Source organism: Serratia sp. TSA_130.1, assembly GCF_052691795.1.
In genome coordinates, this window is record NZ_JBQZFS010000003.1 from 1 (window position 1) to 18,361 (window position 18,361).

Sequence of the window (18,361 nt, forward strand, 5' to 3'; positions counted from 1 at the left end):
TGCCCGGACTCGGACAACCGGCGCTGGCGCCGCGTTGAACAGCGCTTTAGCGCTGGCCCGTAGGGTGAGGCCTTTAGGCCGAATAATCGAACGCAGTTCGATGGAGAGTCCGTACCCCAAAAAGTGAAAAACCCGCCATAGGCGGGTTCTTCTGAATATGGTGCCCGGACTCGGAATCGAACCAAGGACACGGGGATTTTCAATCCCCTGCTCTACCGACTGAGCTATCCGGGCAACGGGCAGCATTAAACCGTATTGGCCGAAAGCCGTCAACGGCTTTATGCGTGAAATACGCGAAAATGGCTCCGGTTGCTGGCTTTTCAGGCAAAGGGCGCAAAAAATGTGCCTGCGCCGGGGGCGCACCTTGGGTTGGCTGTGCCGCCAACCCTGCTGATTCAGCTCAACGCGCCGTTACGGCGGCACTGTGCTACCTGCAAGATGTCCTCCGCCAGCCGTTTGGCGACCGATACGTCCTGGAGCTGGCGTTTTACCAGCAGTTTGCTCAGGCAGCCTTCCTGAATCAGCTCCATTTGCTGCGCCACCATGTCGGCGTCGTCGGCGTCCATGTCGCGCAGCAGTTCGCGGGTCAGCTCCAGCGAGGTCAACTTCTGTTGCTCCGCCAGTTGGTGGATCGGGTGATCCGTTTCCGGGAAGAAGCTGCAGGCGGCGATAAACAGGCAGCCGGGGTAGCGGTCTTGCTGCACGTATTCCGCCAGCACGTCATAGCGCGCCAGCAGCTTTTGCTGCGGGCTCAGATTTTCGTCCAGCAGTAGCTGGCGGCGCCAGGTGTCGATCTGTTGGCCGTGGTAGCGCAGGCAGTCGTACAGCAGCGCTTCGCGATCCGGCCAGAACCGTTTGAGATCGCCGGGCTGAACGTCGAGTTTTTCCGCCAGCATCTCTAATGTGGCGGTCGCCAGGCCCTGTTGTTCCAACAGGCCCAGCGCGGTATCAAGGACGTGTTCACGTTGCACTTGTGCTTCCTCCCATTCGCTTCCGATCTTCAGTGTCAGTTATCGCATCACTTTCTGCAAATGCGCGTTGAAGGCTTCTGCCTTCATAAAACCGGTGACCCGCTCGGCCGTCAGCTCGCGGCCCGCCGGATCGAAAAACAGGATCGTCGGCAGCCCCAACACCTGCAGGTGCTTCAGCAGCGCCGCCTGTTCCGCACCGTTGGCGGTCACATCCGCCTGCAGCAGCACCGCGTTGGCCAGGCTTGCCTGCACCGCGGCGTCGCTGAAGGTGTATTTTTCGAACTCTTTACAGGCCACGCACCAGTCGGCGTACAGATCCAGCATCACCGGCTTGCCCCGCGCCTGTTGCAGCGCGAGATCGAGCTGTTCGACGTTGTTGATGCGGGTAAAGGCCAGGTGCGGCTGAGCCGCCTGCTGCGCCTGGTCGGTGCCGAAAGCCCAGTCCTGCAGCGGCCGTGCGGCGATCACCGCCGCCGCCAGCAACAGAAGTTGCAGGGCGCGTGCCCAGCCGCGCGCGCTTCTCAGGCTCAGGGCGAAGGCCCAGCCGAAGAACGCCAGGCCGAGCAGGCTCCACAGGCGCATGCCCCACAGATCGCCGATCACCCGCTCCAGCAGGAACACCGGCAGCGCCAGAATGACGAAGCCGAAGGCCTCTTTCACGTACTGCATCCACGGGCCGCTGCGCGGCAGCAGGCGGTTGCCGAACAGGGTGACGATCACCAGCGGAATGCCCATCCCCAGCGCGTACAGGTACAGCGTGCCGCCGCCGGCCCACAGATTGCCGCTCTGGGCGATATACAGCAGGATGGCGCTGAGCGGCGCGGTGGTGCAGGGGGAACAGATCAGCCCGGCCAGCGCGCCCATCAGGAACACGCCGGTCAGTGAGCCGCCGCGCTGGGTGTTGCTCCAGTTTGCCAGCCGGGTTTGCAGCCCCGAGGGCAACTGCAGGGAATAGAGGCCGAACATCGACAGCGCCAGCGCGATGAACAGCGCCGACAGGCCAATCAGCACGTAAGGATGCTGCAGCGCCGCCTGGAACTGCAATCCTGCGGCGGCCACCACCAAGCCCAGCAGGGTGTAGGTGAGCGCCATGCCCTGCACGTAAACCAGCGCCAGCGCCAGAATGCGGCCGCTGCTTTGCGGCCGGTCTCGGCCGAGGATGATGCCGGAGATCAGCGGATACATCGGCAGTACGCACGGGGTGAAGGCGATGCCGATGCCGATCAGCAATGCCCACAGCGGCGAGAACGGCAGGCTGGCCGGTGCGGCGGGGGCTTCAGCCGGTGCAGAGGCCGAGAGCGGCGTGGCTGCGGTGGCGCTGACCGCGTCCAGCGGGATGGTTCGGGTTTCCGGCGGGTAGCAGAAGCCGGCCTCGGCGCAGCCTTGATAGGTGACGCTGAGGCTGGCGTTGGCCGCCGCCTGTTGCAGCGGTATTTGCAGATTCAGCTGTTGCTTGAAAATCGCCACTTCGCCGAAGAACTCGTCCTTGTGGCTCAGCCCTTCGGGCAGGGTAAAGGCGCCGAGCGTCGCCTGCTGCGGCACCAGTTTGATCTGCTGGCGATACAGGTAATAGCCGGGGCGGATCTGCCAGTTCAGCGTCACCTGGCCGCCTTGCTGTTTGAAATCGAAGGCGAAGGCCTGATCGACGGGCACGAACTGGCTGCCGCCCTTCGGCGCGAACAGCGAAGCCTGCGCCGCCTGCGGCAGGAAGCACAGGCTGCACAGCAGCAAAATCAGTTTAATGAAGCGTTGATCCATAACAGGTAGTCTTTATCTCCGGCCATCACCGGCAAGACCAGCAGCTCAGGCGTCTGGTATGGGTGATGTTGTTTCAGGGTGTCGAGCAGGGCTTGCTGACGGCGGCGATCGCTTTTGAACAGCATCTGCACTTCGTATTCCTGTTCCAGTTTCCCTTCCCAGTAATACAGCGAGGTGGCGCCGGGCAGCAGCGTGGCGCAGGCCGCCAGCTTATCGCCCAGGACCCGCGCCGCCAGTTCCTGGGCGCTGGCTTCATCGGGTGCGGTACAGAGTATGACGACAGCTTCGCAATCAGACATCTTCAGCCCTCTCATCGGTTCGAATGGGCACTATACCCTGAAGGCGGATTGGCTAGAAGGCGAGTTTATCGCCAGAAAGAAAACCGGGGCCGCAGCCCCGGTCGACGCCTTACAGCATGACGCTGCCGAGCAGGAAGCCGAATACCACCGCGAAAATCACGCCCATGGTGCCGGGAATGAAGAACGGGTGGTTGAACACGAAGCGGCCGATGCGCGTGGTGCCGGTATCATCCATCTGCACCGCGGCGACCAATGTCGGGTAGGTCGGCAGGATGAACAGGCCGGAAACGGCGGCGAAGGAGGCGACGGCGGTCAGCGGCGACACGTTCAGCGCCAGCGCCATCGGCATCAGCGCCTTGGCGGTGGCGGCCTGCGAGTACAGCAGCGCCGAGCAGAAGAAGAAGATCACCGCCAGCAGCCACGGGTGCGCCTGAATGACGCTGCCGGCCGTCTCTTTGATCCAATCGATGTTGGCCTGGACGAAAGTATCGCCCAGCCAGGCGACGCCGAGGATACAGATACAGGCGCTCATGCCGGCCTTGAAGGTGCTGGAGTTCAGCACCATGTCGGTGTCGACGCGGCACAGCAGGGTGGTCAGCGTGGCGACGCTCAGCATGATGATCAGAATGGCGTTGGTGGTGTTCATCAGCGGCTTGGCCACCAGACCCAGGCCCGGGCTGTTGATGATGGCGTAGGCGACCACGCACAGCACGCCGAGCAGGAACAGCAGCACCGAGGTTTTGGCGCGTGGTTTGATCGCCAGCGCGTTGTTGCCGCGCAGGGTGATCAGGCCTTCTTCCAGGCGTTTCAGGTACACCGGATCGTTAGACAGCTTGGAATCGAACAGCCAGGTCACCAGCAGCGACATCAACAGCACCGCGCAGAAGGTGGACGGGATCACCACCATCAGCAGGTGCAGGTAGCTGACGCCGTGGCCCTCCATCACCGAAGACATGTACACCACCGCGGCGGAGATCGGCGAGGCGGTGATGGCGATCTGGGCGGAGACCACGGCGGTCGACAGCGGGCGGCAAGGCTTGATGCCCTGTTCTTTCGCCACCTCGGCGATCACCGGCAGCGCCGAGAGTGAGATATTGCCGGTGCCGGCGAAGATGGTCAGGAAGTAGGTGACGATAGGGGCGAGAATGGTGATGTGCTTGGGGTTCTTGCGCAGCAGTTTTTCGGTCTGCTGCACCAGGTAGTCCATCCCACCGGCGACCTGCATCGCGGAGATCGCCGCAATCACCGCCATGATGATGGAGATGACGTCGAAGGGAATGTTGCCCGGTTTGACGCCGATCAGCGCCAGCGCCAATACGCCCAGTCCCCCCGCGAACCCGATACCGATACCGCCCAATCTGGCCCCTAAAAAGATGGCCAGCAGAACGATAACCAATTCTACGGCTAGCATAGTGTTTACTCCTTAAAATGAGATTTCCCGTCATCCTTGAAACTGCATCGGTGTTGGCTGCGAGCGCTCACCCCAGTCACTTACTTGAGTAAGCTCCTGGGGACTTGCGCTCTTGCCGCCTTGATGCAGTCCCAATGATTTAGGGTGTAAATTGAAAATAAAACGTTAAAATTTTGTGGGCGCCTAAAAGTAAAAAGGCACGCTATCCAGAGGATTTAGCGTGCCTTTCAGGGCTACCGGGTAGGTCTGTTATTGTTCATTTTCATCCGTATAGCGTTTGGCTTTATAGGCCGGGTGCATCAGGTTCTCCACGGAGAAGATGTCATCCAGCTCGGCTTCGGTCAGCAGGCCGCGTTCCAGCACCACTTCGCGCACGCTCTTGCCGGTTTCGGCGCAGATCTTCCCGACGATGTCACCGTTATGGTGGCCGATGAACGGGTTCAGATAGGTGACGATACCGATCGAGTTGAAGACGTAGTGTTCGCAGACTTCTTTATTCGCGGTGATGCCGTTAATGCATTTTTCCAGCAGGTTGTAGCAGGCGTTGGTCAGGATGTGGATCGACTCGAACATCGCCTGGCCGATCACCGGCTCCATCACGTTCAGCTGCAGCTGGCCCGCTTCGGCCGCCATGGTAACGCAAGTGTCGTTGCCAATCACCTTGAAACACACCTGATTGACCACTTCCGGCACCACCGGGTTCACTTTGGCCGGCATGATGGACGATCCCGCCTGCAGCTCCGGCAGGTTGATTTCGTTCAGGCCGGCGCGCGGGCCGGAGGAGAGCAGGCGCAGGTCGTTACAGATTTTGGACAGTTTCACCGCCAGGCGTTTGAGCGCGCTGTGCACCATCACGTAGGCGCCGCAGTCGGAGGTGGCTTCGATCAGGTCTTCCGCCGGCACCACCGGCAGGCCGCTGACTTCCGCCAGTTTTTGCACCGCCAGCGGCTGGTAGCCTTCCGGGGTGTTGAGCGCGGTGCCGATGGCGGTGGCGCCGAGGTTCACTTCCAGCAGCAGCTCCGCGGTGCGGTGCAGGTTGCGGGTCTCTTCGTTCAGCAGCACGCTGAAGGCGTGGAATTCCTGGCCGAGGGTCATCGGCACCGCGTCCTGCAGCTGGGTGCGGCCCATTTTCAGGATGGTTTCGAACTCTTTCGCCTTGCGATCGAAGCCTTCGCGCAGCTGGTTGATGGCGTCGATCAGTTTCTGGTTGGAGGCGTACACCGCGATGCGGAACCCGGTTGGGTAGGCGTCGTTGGTGGACTGGCATTTATTGAGGTGATCGTTCGGGTTCAGGTACTGGTATTCGCCTTTTTGATGGCCCATCAGCTCCAGGCCGATGTTCGCCAGCACTTCGTTGGTGTTCATGTTCAGCGAGGTGCCCGCGCCGCCCTGGAATACGTCCACCGGGAACTGATCCATGCACTTGCCTTTATCCAGCACCTCGTCGCAGGCCTGGATGATCACGTCGGCGATTTTGCGCGGGATGGTTTTGAGTTCTTTGTTGGCCATCGCCGCGGCCTTTTTCACCATCACCATGCCGCGAACGAACTCGGGGACATCGCTGATTTTGCTGTTGCTGATGTAGAAGTTTTCAATCGCACGCAGAGTGTGAACTCCGTAGTAAGCGTCTGCGGGGACTTCACGTGTTCCTAACAGGTCTTCTTCGATACGAATGTTGTTTGACATGAGAACCTTCTCTATGTGTTGCTGCCGAATTAATAATTTGTCAGGTCAAGGCTAGTAAGGGCACAGCCTAAATTAATATTGCCGAAGGCTTGGGGCGTGAAACGATTAACCAAATCGCCCGTAGCTGCCCAGATCATATGCTGGTTGGTAAGAAATGACTGAATCCAGATCACCTTATGGTGTTTAAGGATATGCCCTTTTTCGGTTCTGTGACTTCTTTCACGTTTGTGAACTTTAGCAATAAAAACCGGCTCTCGGTTGAAATGGTGGGGGGATGCCCTCATTGTAATAGTGTCGGCCGTTTACGGCCTCTTTTTTCGCGCCGTCGCCCCGTGGCGGCCGTGCCTTACCTACCGATAGGAGAACCAGGTGCGCTGGTTACCGCTACTGCTGATATTTCTGCTGGCTTACATAGAAATATCCATCTTTATCAAAGTCGCCGCCGTGCTCGGCGTGGCTGTCACCCTGCTGCTGGTGGTGTTCAGCTCCTGCGTCGGCATTTCGCTGGTGCGCAATCAGGGCATGAAAACCTTCGTGCAGATGCAGCAAAAACTGGCGGCCGGCGAAAGCCCGGCGGCGGAAATGGTGAAAAGCGTTTCGCTGGTGCTGGCGGGCTTCCTGCTGCTGATACCGGGTTTCTTCACCGATTTCCTCGGCCTGTTGCTGCTGCTGCCGCCGGTGCAAAAATCGCTGACGCTGAAACTGATGCCGCACCTGTCGGTGTATCGCCCCGGCGGTTGGACGGGCGGCGACGCCGCCAACGGCAATACCTTCGACGGCGAATTCCAGCGCAAGGACGACGAACGCCCGGTGCTGGAACACCGCTCGGACGAGGATCGCAAACCTCACGATCGTTAAGCAAACGCGGCTCTGGCCGCGTTTTTCATCTCTGCGGCACTCGTCGGACCAAAAATGCGAAATTTTTTTTGTTCGCCCCCTTGAAGGGGGCTGGAACGCCCCCATCTCAAATGCCACGAGGCCGGTAATAACAACCATCCGGTGTACAACCCTAAATCTGATAGAGACCTTCTTACAGGAGAGCGTTCAATGAGTATTCGTCCATTGCATGACCGCGTTATCGTCAAGCGCAAAGAAGTTGAATCAAAATCTGCTGGCGGCATCGTCCTGACTGGCTCTGCTGCGGGTAAATCCACTCGCGGTGAAGTGGTTGCAGTGGGTAAAGGGCGTGTGCTGGAAAACGGCAACATCCAACCGCTGGATGTGAAAGTTGGCGATATCGTGATTTTCAACGACGGCTACGGCGTGAAAGCAGAGAAGATCGACAATGAAGAAGTGTTGATCATGTCCGAAAGCGACATTCTGGCAATTGTTGAAGCGTAATTGCGCTTTATCTTCTGAACTGAACGAGTTGAAGGGAAATACCAATGGCAGCTAAAGACGTAAAATTCGGCAATGACGCTCGCGTGAAAATGCTCCGCGGCGTGAATGTTCTCGCTGATGCAGTAAAAGTGACCCTGGGCCCGAAAGGCCGCAACGTAGTGCTGGATAAATCTTTCGGCGCACCGACCATCACCAAAGACGGCGTTTCCGTTGCGCGTGAAATCGAACTGGAAGACAAGTTCGAGAACATGGGCGCACAGATGGTGAAAGAAGTGGCCTCCAAAGCGAACGACGCGGCGGGCGACGGCACCACCACTGCAACCGTACTGGCTCAATCCATCATCACCGAAGGCCTGAAAGCGGTTGCTGCAGGCATGAACCCGATGGATCTGAAGCGCGGCATCGACAAAGCGGTTGTCGCTGCGGTTGAAGAACTGAAAAAACTGTCCGTACCTTGCTCCGATTCCAAAGCTATCGCTCAGGTCGGCACCATCTCCGCCAACTCCGACGAAACCGTGGGTAAACTGATCGCGGAAGCGATGGAGAAAGTGGGCAAAGAAGGCGTTATCACCGTTGAAGAAGGCACCGGCCTGCAAGACGAGCTGGACGTGGTTGAAGGTATGCAGTTCGACCGCGGTTACCTGTCCCCATACTTCATCAACAAGCCGGAAACCGGTTCTGTTGAGCTGGAAAGCCCGTTCATCCTGCTGGCTGACAAGAAGATTTCCAACATCCGCGAAATGCTGCCGGTGCTGGAAGCCGTTGCCAAAGCAGGCAAACCGCTGCTGATCATCGCTGAAGACGTTGAAGGTGAAGCGCTGGCGACCCTGGTGGTCAACACCATGCGCGGCATCGTGAAAGTGGCTGCCGTTAAGGCGCCTGGCTTCGGCGACCGTCGTAAAGCCATGCTGCAGGACATCGCTACCCTGACTGCCGGTACCGTTATCTCTGAAGAGATCGGTCTGGAGCTGGAAAAAGCCACCCTGGAAGACCTGGGTCAGGCGAAACGCGTTGTCATCAACAAAGACACCACCATCATCATCGATGGCGTGGGCGACGAAGCGACCATCCAGGGCCGCGTTGCTCAAATTCGTCAGCAGATCGAAGAAGCGACCTCTGACTACGATCGTGAAAAACTGCAGGAGCGCGTAGCGAAACTGGCCGGCGGCGTTGCCGTTATCAAGGTTGGCGCAGCCACTGAAGTTGAAATGAAAGAGAAGAAAGCCCGCGTTGAAGACGCCCTGCACGCGACCCGCGCCGCAGTGGAAGAAGGCGTGGTTGCCGGCGGCGGCGTAGCGCTGATCCGCGTTGCAGGCAAAATCGCCGCGCTGAAAGGCGACAACGAAGACCAGAACGTGGGTATCAAAGTTGCGCTGCGCGCAATGGAAGCCCCTCTGCGTCAGATCGTGGTCAACGCCGGTGAAGAAGCTTCCGTTATCGCCAACCAGGTGAAAGCGGGCGAAGGCAGCTACGGCTACAACGCTTACTCTGAAGAATACGGCGACATGATCGCGATGGGTATCCTGGATCCAACCAAAGTGACCCGTTCTGCTCTGCAGTACGCGGCTTCCGTGGCTGGCCTGATGATCACCACCGAATGCATGGTCACCGACCTGCCGAAGGCTGACGCACCGGATCTGGGCGCAGCAGGCGGCATGGGTGGCATGGGCGGTATGGGCGGCATGATGTAATCATCCCCCACACGCTTGTGTGCTGAAGGCCCCGGTCAAATGACCGGGGTTTTTTTTTAGCTTAAAAATCAATAAAAAGAATGTTTATTTAGCTTGTTATTAGTTCACTGAATGAATTATTGCATTATTTTGCTTTTACCCTAAACCGTTGTCGTTTCGTACCGATATAGCCCTTACCGAGCGGGGAATTTCCCCTCGCCGGTGTGACTGTCAACGGAGACGACTTATGCTGAAAAATATGAAAATAGCCACCTGGCTGATGTTGATGCTGTTGCTGCTGGGCTTGATGCCCATGGGAACCGGCGCCATCGCCTTCTATTTCATGCAGCAAAACGGCCACAGCATCGACAGGATGAGCACCTTCTCCGACGAGGAAGCGGCGCTGAACCGCAGTTGGCGTGCTTTGCTGCAAACGCAGACGCTGATCGACAACATGGCGTTCGAGCGCTGGGCGCAGACCAGCAGAGCCGATATTCAACTGGGTATCGATGAGGCGCGCGGTGAGCTGCGCAGCGCCGACGTCGCTTTCAATCTGTTTTGGGAGACGCCGGGCCTGACGGTATCGCGCCCGGATCTGGGCGAGGCGATGAAAAAGGTCTACCTGGCGCAGCAGGCGGTGCTGAAGCAAGAACTGACGCTGTTGGCCGACACGCCGCAGGCGGCGCTGATCGAGCGGCTGCACGCCATGGCGGCAGAGAAGCGCCAGGTGCGCCAGCGGCTGGATAACCAGTTTGCCGACTACATGCGGGCCACGGTGGCCGCCCACCGTCTGGCAGTGGAAGAGGCGGAGCAGACCCAAAAAGTCTTCGCCCGTCTGCTGAGCGGCACCCTGGCGGCGATCCTGCTGCTGCTGGTCGCCGTGCAGCGTGATTTCCGCCGGCGCTTGATTCTGCCGCTGCGCCAGATCGCCGAACACTTGCAAAAGGTTGGGCGCGGCGATCTACGCAGCGAGATCGCGGTACGCAACAACAATGAGATCGGCATGCTGTTCGCCAGCCTACGCGCGATGCAGCAGGAGCTGAGTGCCACCGTGCAGCAGGTGCGTGACGGTGTGGAGTCGATCAACCACGGTACGCACGAGATCGCCGTCGGCAACGCCGATCTCTCCAGCCGCACCGAAGAACAAGCCAGCGCGCTGACGGAAACCGCCGCCAGCATGGAGCAGATTACCGCCACGGTGCGGCAAAACGCCGATAACGCCACTCAGGCCGCCGGCATGGTCAATCAGACCGCCGCCATTGCCCGCAACGGCGAAACGCTGATGGCCAGCGCGGTCGACAAGATGCGGGCGATCAACGACAGCGCGCGTCAGGTGGGGGATATCACCAGCGTGATCGACGGCATCGCCTTCCAGACCAACATTCTGGCGCTGAACGCCGCCGTCGAGGCCGCGCGTGCCGGGGAGCAGGGGCGGGGTTTTGCGGTGGTAGCCGGCGAAGTGCGCAATCTGGCGCAGCGCTGCGCGACTTCGGCCAAGGAGATCAGCGGTCTGGTCGACGGCGTAACCGGCGATATCGCCGCCGGCGTGCGGCTGGTGGAACAGGCGGGCGAGACGATGAATGCCATCGTCGGCTCGGTGAACCAGGTGACGTCGCTGATGGATAACATCTCCTATGCGTCGGAAGAGCAAAGCAAAGGCGTCGAGCAGGTCGGGGTGGCGGTGACCCAGATGGATCAGGTGACCCAGCAGAACGCCGCGCTGGTGGAGGAGGTGGCGACCACCGCCGTCGGCGTGGAGGAACAGGCGGCCCTGCTGGCGCAGGCGGTGGCGGTATTCAAACTGGCGGAGGGGGAACCGCGTCAGGGCGAAGAGCAGGCGCAGCCATCGGCGGCCGTTGCCGGTTGGGTATAACGCCGCCGCACTGTATTTGATGATATTTTTGCCGCCCGGGGCGATTTAGCTGGTAAACTGGTAAGTCATCAGCTGTCGCTCAAGACGTTGGCCCGCTCGCGCGGCAACGGATGCTTAAGAGATGGCATCGCTTTCTGATATACCCTATGAATTTCAAGTTGTAGCTAGGCGGCCAGCTCGTGAGTCCCCAGGCGCTTACTTGAGTAAGTAACTGGGGTGAGCGAGTGCAGTCAACAACGCTACAGCTTGAAAGGCGACGGGTAGAAGATTTTGCGTAATTCTCAACATCGAATGGGGAACAAGATGCGGATTAAAGCCTTACTGGGTCTTTCGGCAGCGATGCTGCTGGCGGGTTGCAGCACCACTCATGAACTGACCGCTGCGGGTCAGCAGATCAAGTTCACCGACAGCAAGCCGGCGGCGGAATGCCAGCTGCTGGGGGAAGTGACCGGCACCCAGAGCAACTGGCTGTCCGGCAACGGCGGTGAAGGCAGCTCCATGCGCGGTGCGGCCAACGATCTGCGCAACAAGGCAGCGGCGATGGGCGGCAACGTCATTTACGGCGCCAACAGCCCAAGCCAGAACCTGCTCTCCAGCTTCGCGCCGCTGGACAGCAAAATGGTCGGCCAGGTTTACAAGTGCCCGTAAGGCGCTGAGGCCTAACGCCGCGAAGAGATAAAAAAGAGGAATGCCACGGCATTCCTCTTTTCGTTTCGTCGAGCCCTGTGGCGCGCGTCACTCCTGCATCAGGCGCAGGTCGATCGGCGTTTTGCTCGGTTCGCCGCCTACTTCACGCGTCAGGCGCGGCACCAGATAACCGGACACCTTGCTCAGCAGCGCCTGCATGATGACGCGCGCTTCATCGTCGCTGACCATGAAATGCGCCGCGCCCTGCACTTTGTCCAGCACGTGGATGTAATAGGGCAGGATGCCGGCGTCGAACAGCGCGTTGCTGAGCGCCGCCAGCGTATCGGCATCGTCGTTGACGTCGCGCAGTAGCACGCTCTGGTTGAGCAGCGTGACGCCGGCGAGGCGCAGCTGGGCCATGGCGTTCTGCAGCTTGCGGTCGATTTCGTTGGCGTGGTTGATGTGGGTGACCATCAGCACCTGCAGGCGCGAGGCCGACAGCAGGCGGCACAGCGCCGGCGTAATGCGCGCCGGGATCACCACCGGCAGACGGGTGTGAATGCGCAGGCGTTTCAGATGCGGGATGGCCTCCAGCTCGCCGACCAGCCACTCCAGCTCGCTGTCTTTGGCCATCAGCGGATCGCCGCCGGAAAAAATGATCTCGTCCAGTTCCGGGTGTTGGCGGATATAATCCAGCGCCTGCCGCCAGTTGTTCTTGTTGCCCTGATTATCTTGATAGGGGAAGTGACGGCGGAAACAGTAACGGCAGTTGACCGCACAGCCGCCTTTGACCAGCAGCAGCGCGCGATTGCGGTATTTGTGCAGCAGGCCCGGCACCACGCTGCGCTGTTCATCCAGCGGATCGGTGGTGAACCCTGGGGCGTTGATGAACTCCTCTCTGGCGGTCAGCACCTGGCGCAGCAGCGGGTCGTTGGCATCGCCGGGGCGCATGCGCGCAGCGAAGGCGCGCGGCACGCGCAGGGCAAACAGCCGACGGGCATCGCGCCCCTGCGGCAGTTCCGGGTGCGTATTCAGTGACAAAAGCTGCAGTAATTCATCGGGATCGGTAATAACATCGGCGAGTTGATGCAACCAATCTTCTCTATGTGCCGTACTTTGGGTTATAATGTGTGCCATTTTTTTGGCTAAGCTACCAGTTCAAATATTCAGAGGGCCATCATGGCGACTTATTCTAGCAACGATTTCCGTCCGGGTCTTAAAATCATGTTCGAGGGCGAACCTTACGCCGTCGAAGCCAGTGAGTTCGTTAAGCCGGGCAAAGGCCAGGCGTTCGCGCGCGTGAAAATGCGCCGTCTGCTGACCGGCACCCGCGTGGAAAAAACCTTCAAGTCTACCGATTCTTGCGAAGGCGCAGACGTGATGGACACCAACATGAACTACCTGTACAGCGACGGTGAGTTCTACCACTTCATGCACCCTGAGTCTTTCGAACAGCATCAGGTTGACGGCAAAACCGTCGGCGACGCGGCCAAATGGCTGCAGGATAACGCAGAGTGCATCATCACCCTGTGGGATGGCCGTCCAATCGCCGTTCAGCCGCCGAACTTCATCGAAGCGGAAATCACCGATACCGATCCTGGCCTGAAAGGCGATACCGCAGGGACTGGCGGCAAGCCGGCTACCCTGAGCACCGGCGCCGTGGTTAAAGTGCCGTTGTTCGTCCAGATCGGCGAAGTGATCAAGGTTGACACTCGCTCTGGCGAATACGTCTCTCGCGTCAAGTAAGTTTCAAAACAGAGGAACCCCCGCGGTTCCTCTGTTTTATCCCATCCCCGTTCGTTGGCAGAAAATCCGCATGTTCAAGAAAACGCTGTTGGCCGTGCTCTCCCTGTTGTTCCTTTTCTCCCTCAGCAGTTGCAATACGTTTCGCGGTTTCGGCGAAGACGTTCAGCATCTCGGCGGCGCTATCTCCCGCACGGCCAGCTGATCCCGCCTTTAACCCGATGTATTTGCGCCACAAAGCCGGTCACGATCCCACACCCTCCGTCAATTTTGACTACGCTTAGAAAGCCGTACTTTTTCATCAACGACAAATAAGGACTTTCTTATGCTGAAGAAAAGTATTATCGCGATCTTCTCTTTGATGATTTTGAGCTCGCTGACCGCCTGTAATACCACCCGCGGTGTGGGTGAAGACATTCAGGCCGGCGGCAAGGCTATTCAGCGCAGCGCGGAATAATCCGCATTCCACCCGGCGGCGTTCCGGCTGCGGAGAGCCGCCACATTTCTATCCCTTGCCTGAGCGTTAACGCTGCTGCTATCCTGCCGCAGTGCGGGTGAGGTTACCCGTCATGCATCACCTCGCTAAACGGGACGACCCGTTTACGCGTCATTTTATCGGGGACGACCCCAGTGGTAGGGAGGCCGTCTCATGGCCTGGATTATTCTGCTTATCGCCGGTTTGCTCGAAGTGGTTTGGGCTATCGGTCTGAAATACACCCACGGTTTTACCAGGCTGACGCCGAGCATCATCACCATCGCCGCGATGGTGGTCAGCATGTTGCTGTTGGCCAACGCCATGAAAACGCTGCCCGCCGGCACCGCCTACGCGGTGTGGACCGGCATCGGCGCGGTGGGCGCGGCCATCATGGGCATGGTGCTGTTGGGCGAATCGACCAATATCGCGCGCATCATCAGCCTGTGCCTGATCGTGGTCGGCATACTCGGGCTGAAGTTCAGCAGTCAGTGATCGGCGGACTGCTGCACCCAGATCAGCTTGTCGGTGGCGAAACCGTAGCCTTTGGCTGTCTGCAATAAACGGTCGCGCACGGCGGCGTCAAGCGTCGGCGTGCGCGACAGGATCCACAGATAGTCGCGGTTCGGGCCGCAAACCAGCGCGTAGCCATACGCCGGATCCAGGGCAATCACGTTGTAGCCGCCATAGAAAGGGCCGAAGAACGACACTTTCAGCGCCGCGACCTGCGGTGAACCGATAAAGTAGGCTTTGCCTTCGCTTTCTTGCCATTGCTGTTTCTGCGGATTGAAGCCGCGATTGATGACGTTCAGTCCGCCGTCGGCGCGCGGGCTGTAATGGGCGGTCACCTGCTGCAAACCGCGTTCAAAACGATGATCCAGACGTGCGATCTCATACCAGGTGCCGAGATAGCGCTGGCTGTCGAAATTGTTCACGACCTTGATGTCTTTAGGCGGGGAGACGCTGCAGGCGACGGAGAGCAGGGCGGAAAGCATGACGCAAAGCTTTGACCATAAACGCATCGGTGACTCCTGTTTACCGGGGGCGAGTAGACAGTGTAGCCGATGAGAAAAGGGCGGCCAACGGGCGTTGGCCACCCGAGCGGTTTACAGAGTGACGACGCCGATGACGGTGACGACGCTGAGGATTGCCGCCAGACCGTAGAACACCCACTTGCCGGCCGGCACGTGGATCTTCAGATCGTGCATCGCATGGTGGATGCGGTGCAGGCCGCACCACAGCGGCAGAATGATCATCAGCAGCAGGAACAGGCGGCCGATCAGGCTCTGGCAGAACGCCAGCACGCGCTCGTAACCCAGCGCTTCACCGGGGAACAGCCCCAGCGGCAGCAGAATGCCGACCAGCAGTACGATAGCCGGCGCGACGATCGCGCCCCACATGCCGCCGGCGCCGAACAATCCCCAGAAAACCGGCTCGTCGGAGCGTTTAGGTGCTTGATTTATCATGTTTCCTCCGGATTAGAACAGGGCCACGGCCAGGATGACCACGCTGACGACGATCGTGACGGCCCACAGCCCTTTCACGATGGGGCCCGGTCCCATTTTCTCGCTGTTGACCACGATATTGGCGGCCTTCGGCGCCAGATCGAACCAGGTTTTGGTGTGCAGCGCCGCCGCCAGCAATGCGACGACGTTGATTAACAGCACCAGCGGATTCTGCAAGAAACCGACGAAGCCGGCCCAGCTCTCGGCGCCGCCCTTCAGCGCGAACACGCCGTAGAGCAGCACGATGCTGAACCAGACCGCCAGCACCGAGGTGCCTTCGCGCAGCATGTAGAAACGGTAGAAGCCGAGCTTTTGCCACCAGGTGGGCGTCATGGTGCGCACATAGGGCTTACGTTGAGTTGTCATGGCAATTTTCTCCCTTATTGCGGCTTCAACATGGCGATCATGAAGTCTTTGGCGCTCTCCACCTTGCCTTGCTGGATAGCGGCGGCGGGATCGACGTGTTTCGGACAGACTTCGGAGCAATAGCCGACGAAGGTGCAGCTCCAGACGCCGTTTTGGCCGTTGAGCTGCGGCATGCGCTGTTTCTTGCCGTGGTCGCGGTTGTCCAGGTTATAGCGGTGCGCCAGCGTGATCGCCGCCGGGCCGATAAACTCGGGGTTGAGGCCGAACTGCGGGCACGCCGCGTAGCACAGGCCGCAGTTGATGCAGCCGGAGAACTGGTGGTATTTGGCCATCTGTGCCGGAGTCTGCACGTTCGGGCCATCCTCCGGTTTGCGATCGTTGCCGATGATGTACGGTTTGATCGCCTCCAGGCTTTCGATGAAGTGGGTCATGTCGACCACCAGATCGCGCTCGATCGGGAAGTTGCCCAGCGCTTCGACCTTCATGCCGCCGACGTAGTCGCGCAGGAAGGTTTTGCACGCCAGCTTCGGCACGCGGTTGACCATCATGCCGCAGGAGCCGCAGATCGCCATGCGGCAAGACCAGCGGTAGGAGAGGTCCGGCGCCAGGTTATCCTTGATATAGCCCAGCGCGTCGAGCAGCGAGGTCTGTTCGTCGTAAGGCACGGCGTAAGTGACGAAATGCGGCTCGGCGTCGCTTTCCGGGTTATAGCGCATGACTTCGATCTTCAGGGTTTGCATCTCAGCCATTTGCCTGCTCCTTATTCTTTTTCTCCTGCGCTTCGGCTTCTGCGCCGTAGACGCGTTTGGCCGGCGGCAGCTTGGTGATTTTCACGTCGCTGTATTCAAGACGCGGCGCGCCCTGCGGATTGTGGAACGCCAGCGTATGCTTGAGGAAGTTGACGTCGTCACGCTCGGTGCAGCCTTCGTCCAGGCGCTGGTGGGCGCCGCGCGACTCTTTGCGGTTAAATGCGGAGTGCGCCATGCATTCAGCGACGTCCAGACCATAACCCAGCTCGATGGTGTACAGCAGATCGGTATTGAACACGCTGGTGTTGTCGGTGATTTTGACGCGCTTGAAACGTTCTTTCAGCTCGGCCAGCTTATCGATGGTTTTTTGCATCAGCTCCGGCGTGCGGTAGATGCCGCAGCCTTCTTCCATCGACAGCCCCATTTCGTCGCGGATCTTCGCCCAGTTTTCGTTGCCTTCCTGCTTCATCAGGTTGCTCAGGCGGGTTTCGACGTCGCGGGTTTGCGCATCCAGCGCGCTGCCGTTGGCCGGCGCGGTTTCCAGCGCGCGGCGCGCGGCGTGTTCACCGGCGACGCGGCCGAATACCACCAGTTCCGCCAGCGAGTTGGAGCCGAGACGGTTGGCGCCGTGCAGGCCGACGGAGGAACATTCGCCGACTGCGAACAGCCCTTTGATGCGGGTTTCGCAGTTCTGGTCGGTTTCAATGCCGCCCATGGTGTAGTGCGCGGTAGGGCGCACCGGGATCGGATCTTTCACCGGATCGACGCCGACGTAGGCTTTGGCCAGTTCGCAGATGAACGGCAGCCGCTCCAGCAGCTTTTTCTCGCCCAGGTGGCGCAGATCGAGGTAGACCACGTCGCCGCGCGGGGTGGCGATGGTGCGGCCGGCGCGCCATTCATGCCAGAAGGCCTGGGACACTTTATCGCGCGGGCCCAGCTCCATGTATTTGTTCTTCGGCTCGCCCAGCGGGGTTTCCGGGCCCATGCCGTAGTCTTGCAGGTAACGGTAGCCGTCTTTGTTCACCAGAATGCCGCCTTCGCCGCGGCAGCCCTCGGTCATCAGGATGCCGGAACCGGGCAGGCCGGTCGGGTGATACTGCACGAACTCCATGTCGCGCAGCGGTACGCCGTGGTGGAACGCCATGCCCATGCCGTCGCCGGTAACGATGCCGCCGTTGGTGTTGTAGCGATAAACGCGCCCGGCGCCGCCGGTGGCCATCACCACCGCGTTGGCGCGGATCTGCACGCGGGTGCCTTCCATCATGTTGAGCGCCACCAGGCCGCGCGCCTGGCCGTCATCCACCAGGATATCCAGCACGAAGTGCTCGTCGAAGCGTTGGATTTGCGGGTATTTCAGCGAGGTCTGGAACAGGGTGTGCAGCATGTGGAAGCCGGTCTTGTCGGCGGCGAACCAGGTGCGTTCGATCTTCATGCCACCGAAGCGCCGCACGTTGACCGAACCGTCCGGTTTACGGCTCCACGGGCAGCCCCACTGCTCAAGCTGGGTCATCTCGCGCGGGCACTGATGCACGAAGTGATCGACCACGTCCTGCTCGCACAGCCAGTCGCCGCCGGCGACGGTGTCGTGGAAGTGATAGTCGAAGGTATCGTGATCCTGGGTGACGGCGGCGGAGCCCCCCTCGGCGGCGACCGTGTGGCTGCGCATCGGGTAGACCTTAGAGATCAGCGCGATTTTCAGTTGGGGATTGGCTTCCGCTGCGGCTATTGCTGCACGTAAACCAGCGCCCCCGGCCCCAATAATGGCAAGATCGGCGTTAAAGGTTTGCACTGCATTCCTCCAATGTTCTTGTTAAGAACGGCAAGTTAAATATCTATGCTTAAAATTTAGCGAACTCTTCGGGTGCTAACTAATTGAACCGATTAATGTTG

20 protein-coding genes and 1 tRNA gene are annotated in these 18,361 nt (G+C 59.7%); 9 read left to right on the forward strand and 12 right to left on the reverse strand.

Annotation, left to right across the window (positions count from 1 at the left end):
* Positions 1 to 158 precede the first annotated feature (158 nt).
* The 6 genes from ACUTQY_RS13055 to aspA all read right to left on the reverse strand — a co-directional run bounded on the left by ACUTQY_RS13055 (position 159) and on the right by aspA (position 6,125).
* Positions 159 to 234, reverse strand: a tRNA-Phe gene (locus ACUTQY_RS13055).
* A 161-nt stretch (positions 235 to 395) separates the two neighbouring features.
* Positions 396 to 971: a division control transcriptional repressor DicD gene (gene dicD / locus ACUTQY_RS13060; protein ID WP_015376374.1), complete on the reverse strand. Its 576-nt coding sequence runs from the start codon at positions 969 to 971 to the stop codon at positions 396 to 398.
* A gap of 39 nt (positions 972 to 1,010) precedes the next feature.
* The gene (locus ACUTQY_RS13065) at positions 1,011 to 2,729 is read right to left on the reverse strand and encodes a protein-disulfide reductase DsbD (protein WP_149542711.1); all 1,719 of its coding nucleotides are present in this window, start codon (positions 2,727 to 2,729) and stop codon (positions 1,011 to 1,013) included.
* Positions 2,705 to 3,028 (reverse strand): divalent cation tolerance protein CutA, encoded by a 324-nt coding sequence (gene cutA, locus ACUTQY_RS13070; protein WP_004929657.1) that lies wholly within the window; start codon positions 3,026 to 3,028, stop codon positions 2,705 to 2,707. Before cutA ends, ACUTQY_RS13065 begins: the two co-directional genes overlap by 25 nt.
* 109 nt (positions 3,029 to 3,137) lie before the next feature.
* Positions 3,138 to 4,439: an anaerobic C4-dicarboxylate transporter gene (locus ACUTQY_RS13075; RefSeq protein WP_033641606.1), complete on the reverse strand. Its 1,302-nt coding sequence runs from the start codon at positions 4,437 to 4,439 to the stop codon at positions 3,138 to 3,140.
* Positions 4,440 to 4,688: 249 nt separating this feature from the next.
* Complete coding sequence (gene aspA / locus ACUTQY_RS13080) at positions 4,689 to 6,125, reverse strand: aspartate ammonia-lyase (protein WP_004929659.1); 1,437 nt, start codon at positions 6,123 to 6,125, stop codon at positions 4,689 to 4,691.
* Between the two features lie 369 nt (positions 6,126 to 6,494).
* Between aspA and ACUTQY_RS13085 the strand changes: the two genes are divergently transcribed.
* The 5 genes from ACUTQY_RS13085 (at position 6,495) to ACUTQY_RS13105 (ending at position 11,657) form a co-directional block, all read left to right on the forward strand.
* A complete protein-coding gene (locus ACUTQY_RS13085; protein WP_046688094.1) occupies positions 6,495 to 6,983 on the forward strand; it encodes an FxsA family protein in 489 nt (162 codons plus the stop codon).
* 189 nt (positions 6,984 to 7,172) lie between these two features.
* On the forward strand, positions 7,173 to 7,466 hold the full coding sequence (locus tag ACUTQY_RS13090; protein WP_004929661.1) for a co-chaperone GroES: 294 nt from the start codon (positions 7,173 to 7,175) through the stop codon (positions 7,464 to 7,466).
* A gap of 44 nt (positions 7,467 to 7,510) precedes the next feature.
* The gene (groL, locus tag ACUTQY_RS13095; protein ID WP_004929662.1) at positions 7,511 to 9,157 is read left to right on the forward strand and encodes a chaperonin GroEL; all 1,647 of its coding nucleotides are present in this window, start codon (positions 7,511 to 7,513) and stop codon (positions 9,155 to 9,157) included.
* A 226-nt stretch (positions 9,158 to 9,383) separates the two neighbouring features.
* The gene (locus ACUTQY_RS13100; protein ID WP_046688095.1) at positions 9,384 to 11,009 is read left to right on the forward strand and encodes a methyl-accepting chemotaxis protein; all 1,626 of its coding nucleotides are present in this window, start codon (positions 9,384 to 9,386) and stop codon (positions 11,007 to 11,009) included.
* A gap of 303 nt (positions 11,010 to 11,312) precedes the next feature.
* Positions 11,313 to 11,657, forward strand: a complete 345-nt coding sequence (locus tag ACUTQY_RS13105; RefSeq protein ID WP_025305007.1) for a DUF4156 domain-containing protein — start codon at positions 11,313 to 11,315, stop codon at positions 11,655 to 11,657.
* Between the two features lie 87 nt (positions 11,658 to 11,744).
* Here ACUTQY_RS13105 and epmB read toward each other — a convergent pair whose 3' ends face one another.
* The gene (gene epmB / locus ACUTQY_RS13110; RefSeq protein WP_033641609.1) at positions 11,745 to 12,773 is read right to left on the reverse strand and encodes an EF-P beta-lysylation protein EpmB; all 1,029 of its coding nucleotides are present in this window, start codon (positions 12,771 to 12,773) and stop codon (positions 11,745 to 11,747) included.
* Positions 12,774 to 12,815: 42 nt separating this feature from the next.
* Here epmB and efp point away from each other — a divergent pair, with 42 nt between their 5' ends.
* The 4 genes from efp (at position 12,816) to sugE (ending at position 14,346) form a co-directional block, all read left to right on the forward strand.
* On the forward strand, positions 12,816 to 13,382 hold the full coding sequence (gene efp / locus ACUTQY_RS13115; RefSeq protein ID WP_004929666.1) for an elongation factor P: 567 nt from the start codon (positions 12,816 to 12,818) through the stop codon (positions 13,380 to 13,382).
* A 70-nt stretch (positions 13,383 to 13,452) separates the two neighbouring features.
* Entirely contained in the window at positions 13,453 to 13,584 is a 132-nt protein-coding gene (locus ACUTQY_RS13120; protein WP_004929667.1) for an entericidin A/B family lipoprotein, read from the forward strand.
* A gap of 120 nt (positions 13,585 to 13,704) precedes the next feature.
* The gene (locus tag ACUTQY_RS13125) at positions 13,705 to 13,836 is read left to right on the forward strand and encodes an entericidin A/B family lipoprotein (RefSeq protein WP_004929668.1); all 132 of its coding nucleotides are present in this window, start codon (positions 13,705 to 13,707) and stop codon (positions 13,834 to 13,836) included.
* 192 nt (positions 13,837 to 14,028) lie between these two features.
* Complete coding sequence (sugE, locus tag ACUTQY_RS13130) at positions 14,029 to 14,346, forward strand: quaternary ammonium compound efflux SMR transporter SugE (RefSeq protein WP_033641610.1); 318 nt, start codon at positions 14,029 to 14,031, stop codon at positions 14,344 to 14,346.
* Here the strand turns inward: sugE and blc are convergent.
* The 5 genes from blc to frdA form a co-directional block, all read right to left on the reverse strand.
* A complete protein-coding gene (gene blc, locus ACUTQY_RS13135; RefSeq protein ID WP_033641611.1) occupies positions 14,340 to 14,873 on the reverse strand; it encodes an outer membrane lipoprotein Blc in 534 nt (177 codons plus the stop codon). The two genes, sugE and blc, sit on opposite strands and share 7 nt — an antisense overlap.
* An 84-nt stretch (positions 14,874 to 14,957) precedes the next feature.
* Positions 14,958 to 15,317 (reverse strand): fumarate reductase subunit FrdD, encoded by a 360-nt coding sequence (gene frdD, locus ACUTQY_RS13140; RefSeq protein ID WP_004929672.1) that lies wholly within the window; start codon positions 15,315 to 15,317, stop codon positions 14,958 to 14,960.
* 12 nt (positions 15,318 to 15,329) lie between these two features.
* Positions 15,330 to 15,722, reverse strand: coding sequence for a fumarate reductase subunit FrdC (frdC, locus tag ACUTQY_RS13145; RefSeq protein ID WP_025305010.1), 393 nt, complete (start codon positions 15,720 to 15,722; stop codon positions 15,330 to 15,332).
* Between the two features lie 14 nt (positions 15,723 to 15,736).
* A complete protein-coding gene (locus ACUTQY_RS13150) occupies positions 15,737 to 16,471 on the reverse strand; it encodes a succinate dehydrogenase/fumarate reductase iron-sulfur subunit (RefSeq protein WP_033648713.1) in 735 nt (244 codons plus the stop codon).
* On the reverse strand, positions 16,464 to 18,260 hold the full coding sequence (frdA, locus tag ACUTQY_RS13155; protein WP_042783510.1) for a fumarate reductase (quinol) flavoprotein subunit: 1,797 nt from the start codon (positions 18,258 to 18,260) through the stop codon (positions 16,464 to 16,466). The genes ACUTQY_RS13150 and frdA overlap by 8 nt, the downstream gene beginning before the upstream one ends.
* Positions 18,261 to 18,361: the final 101 nt, after the last annotated feature.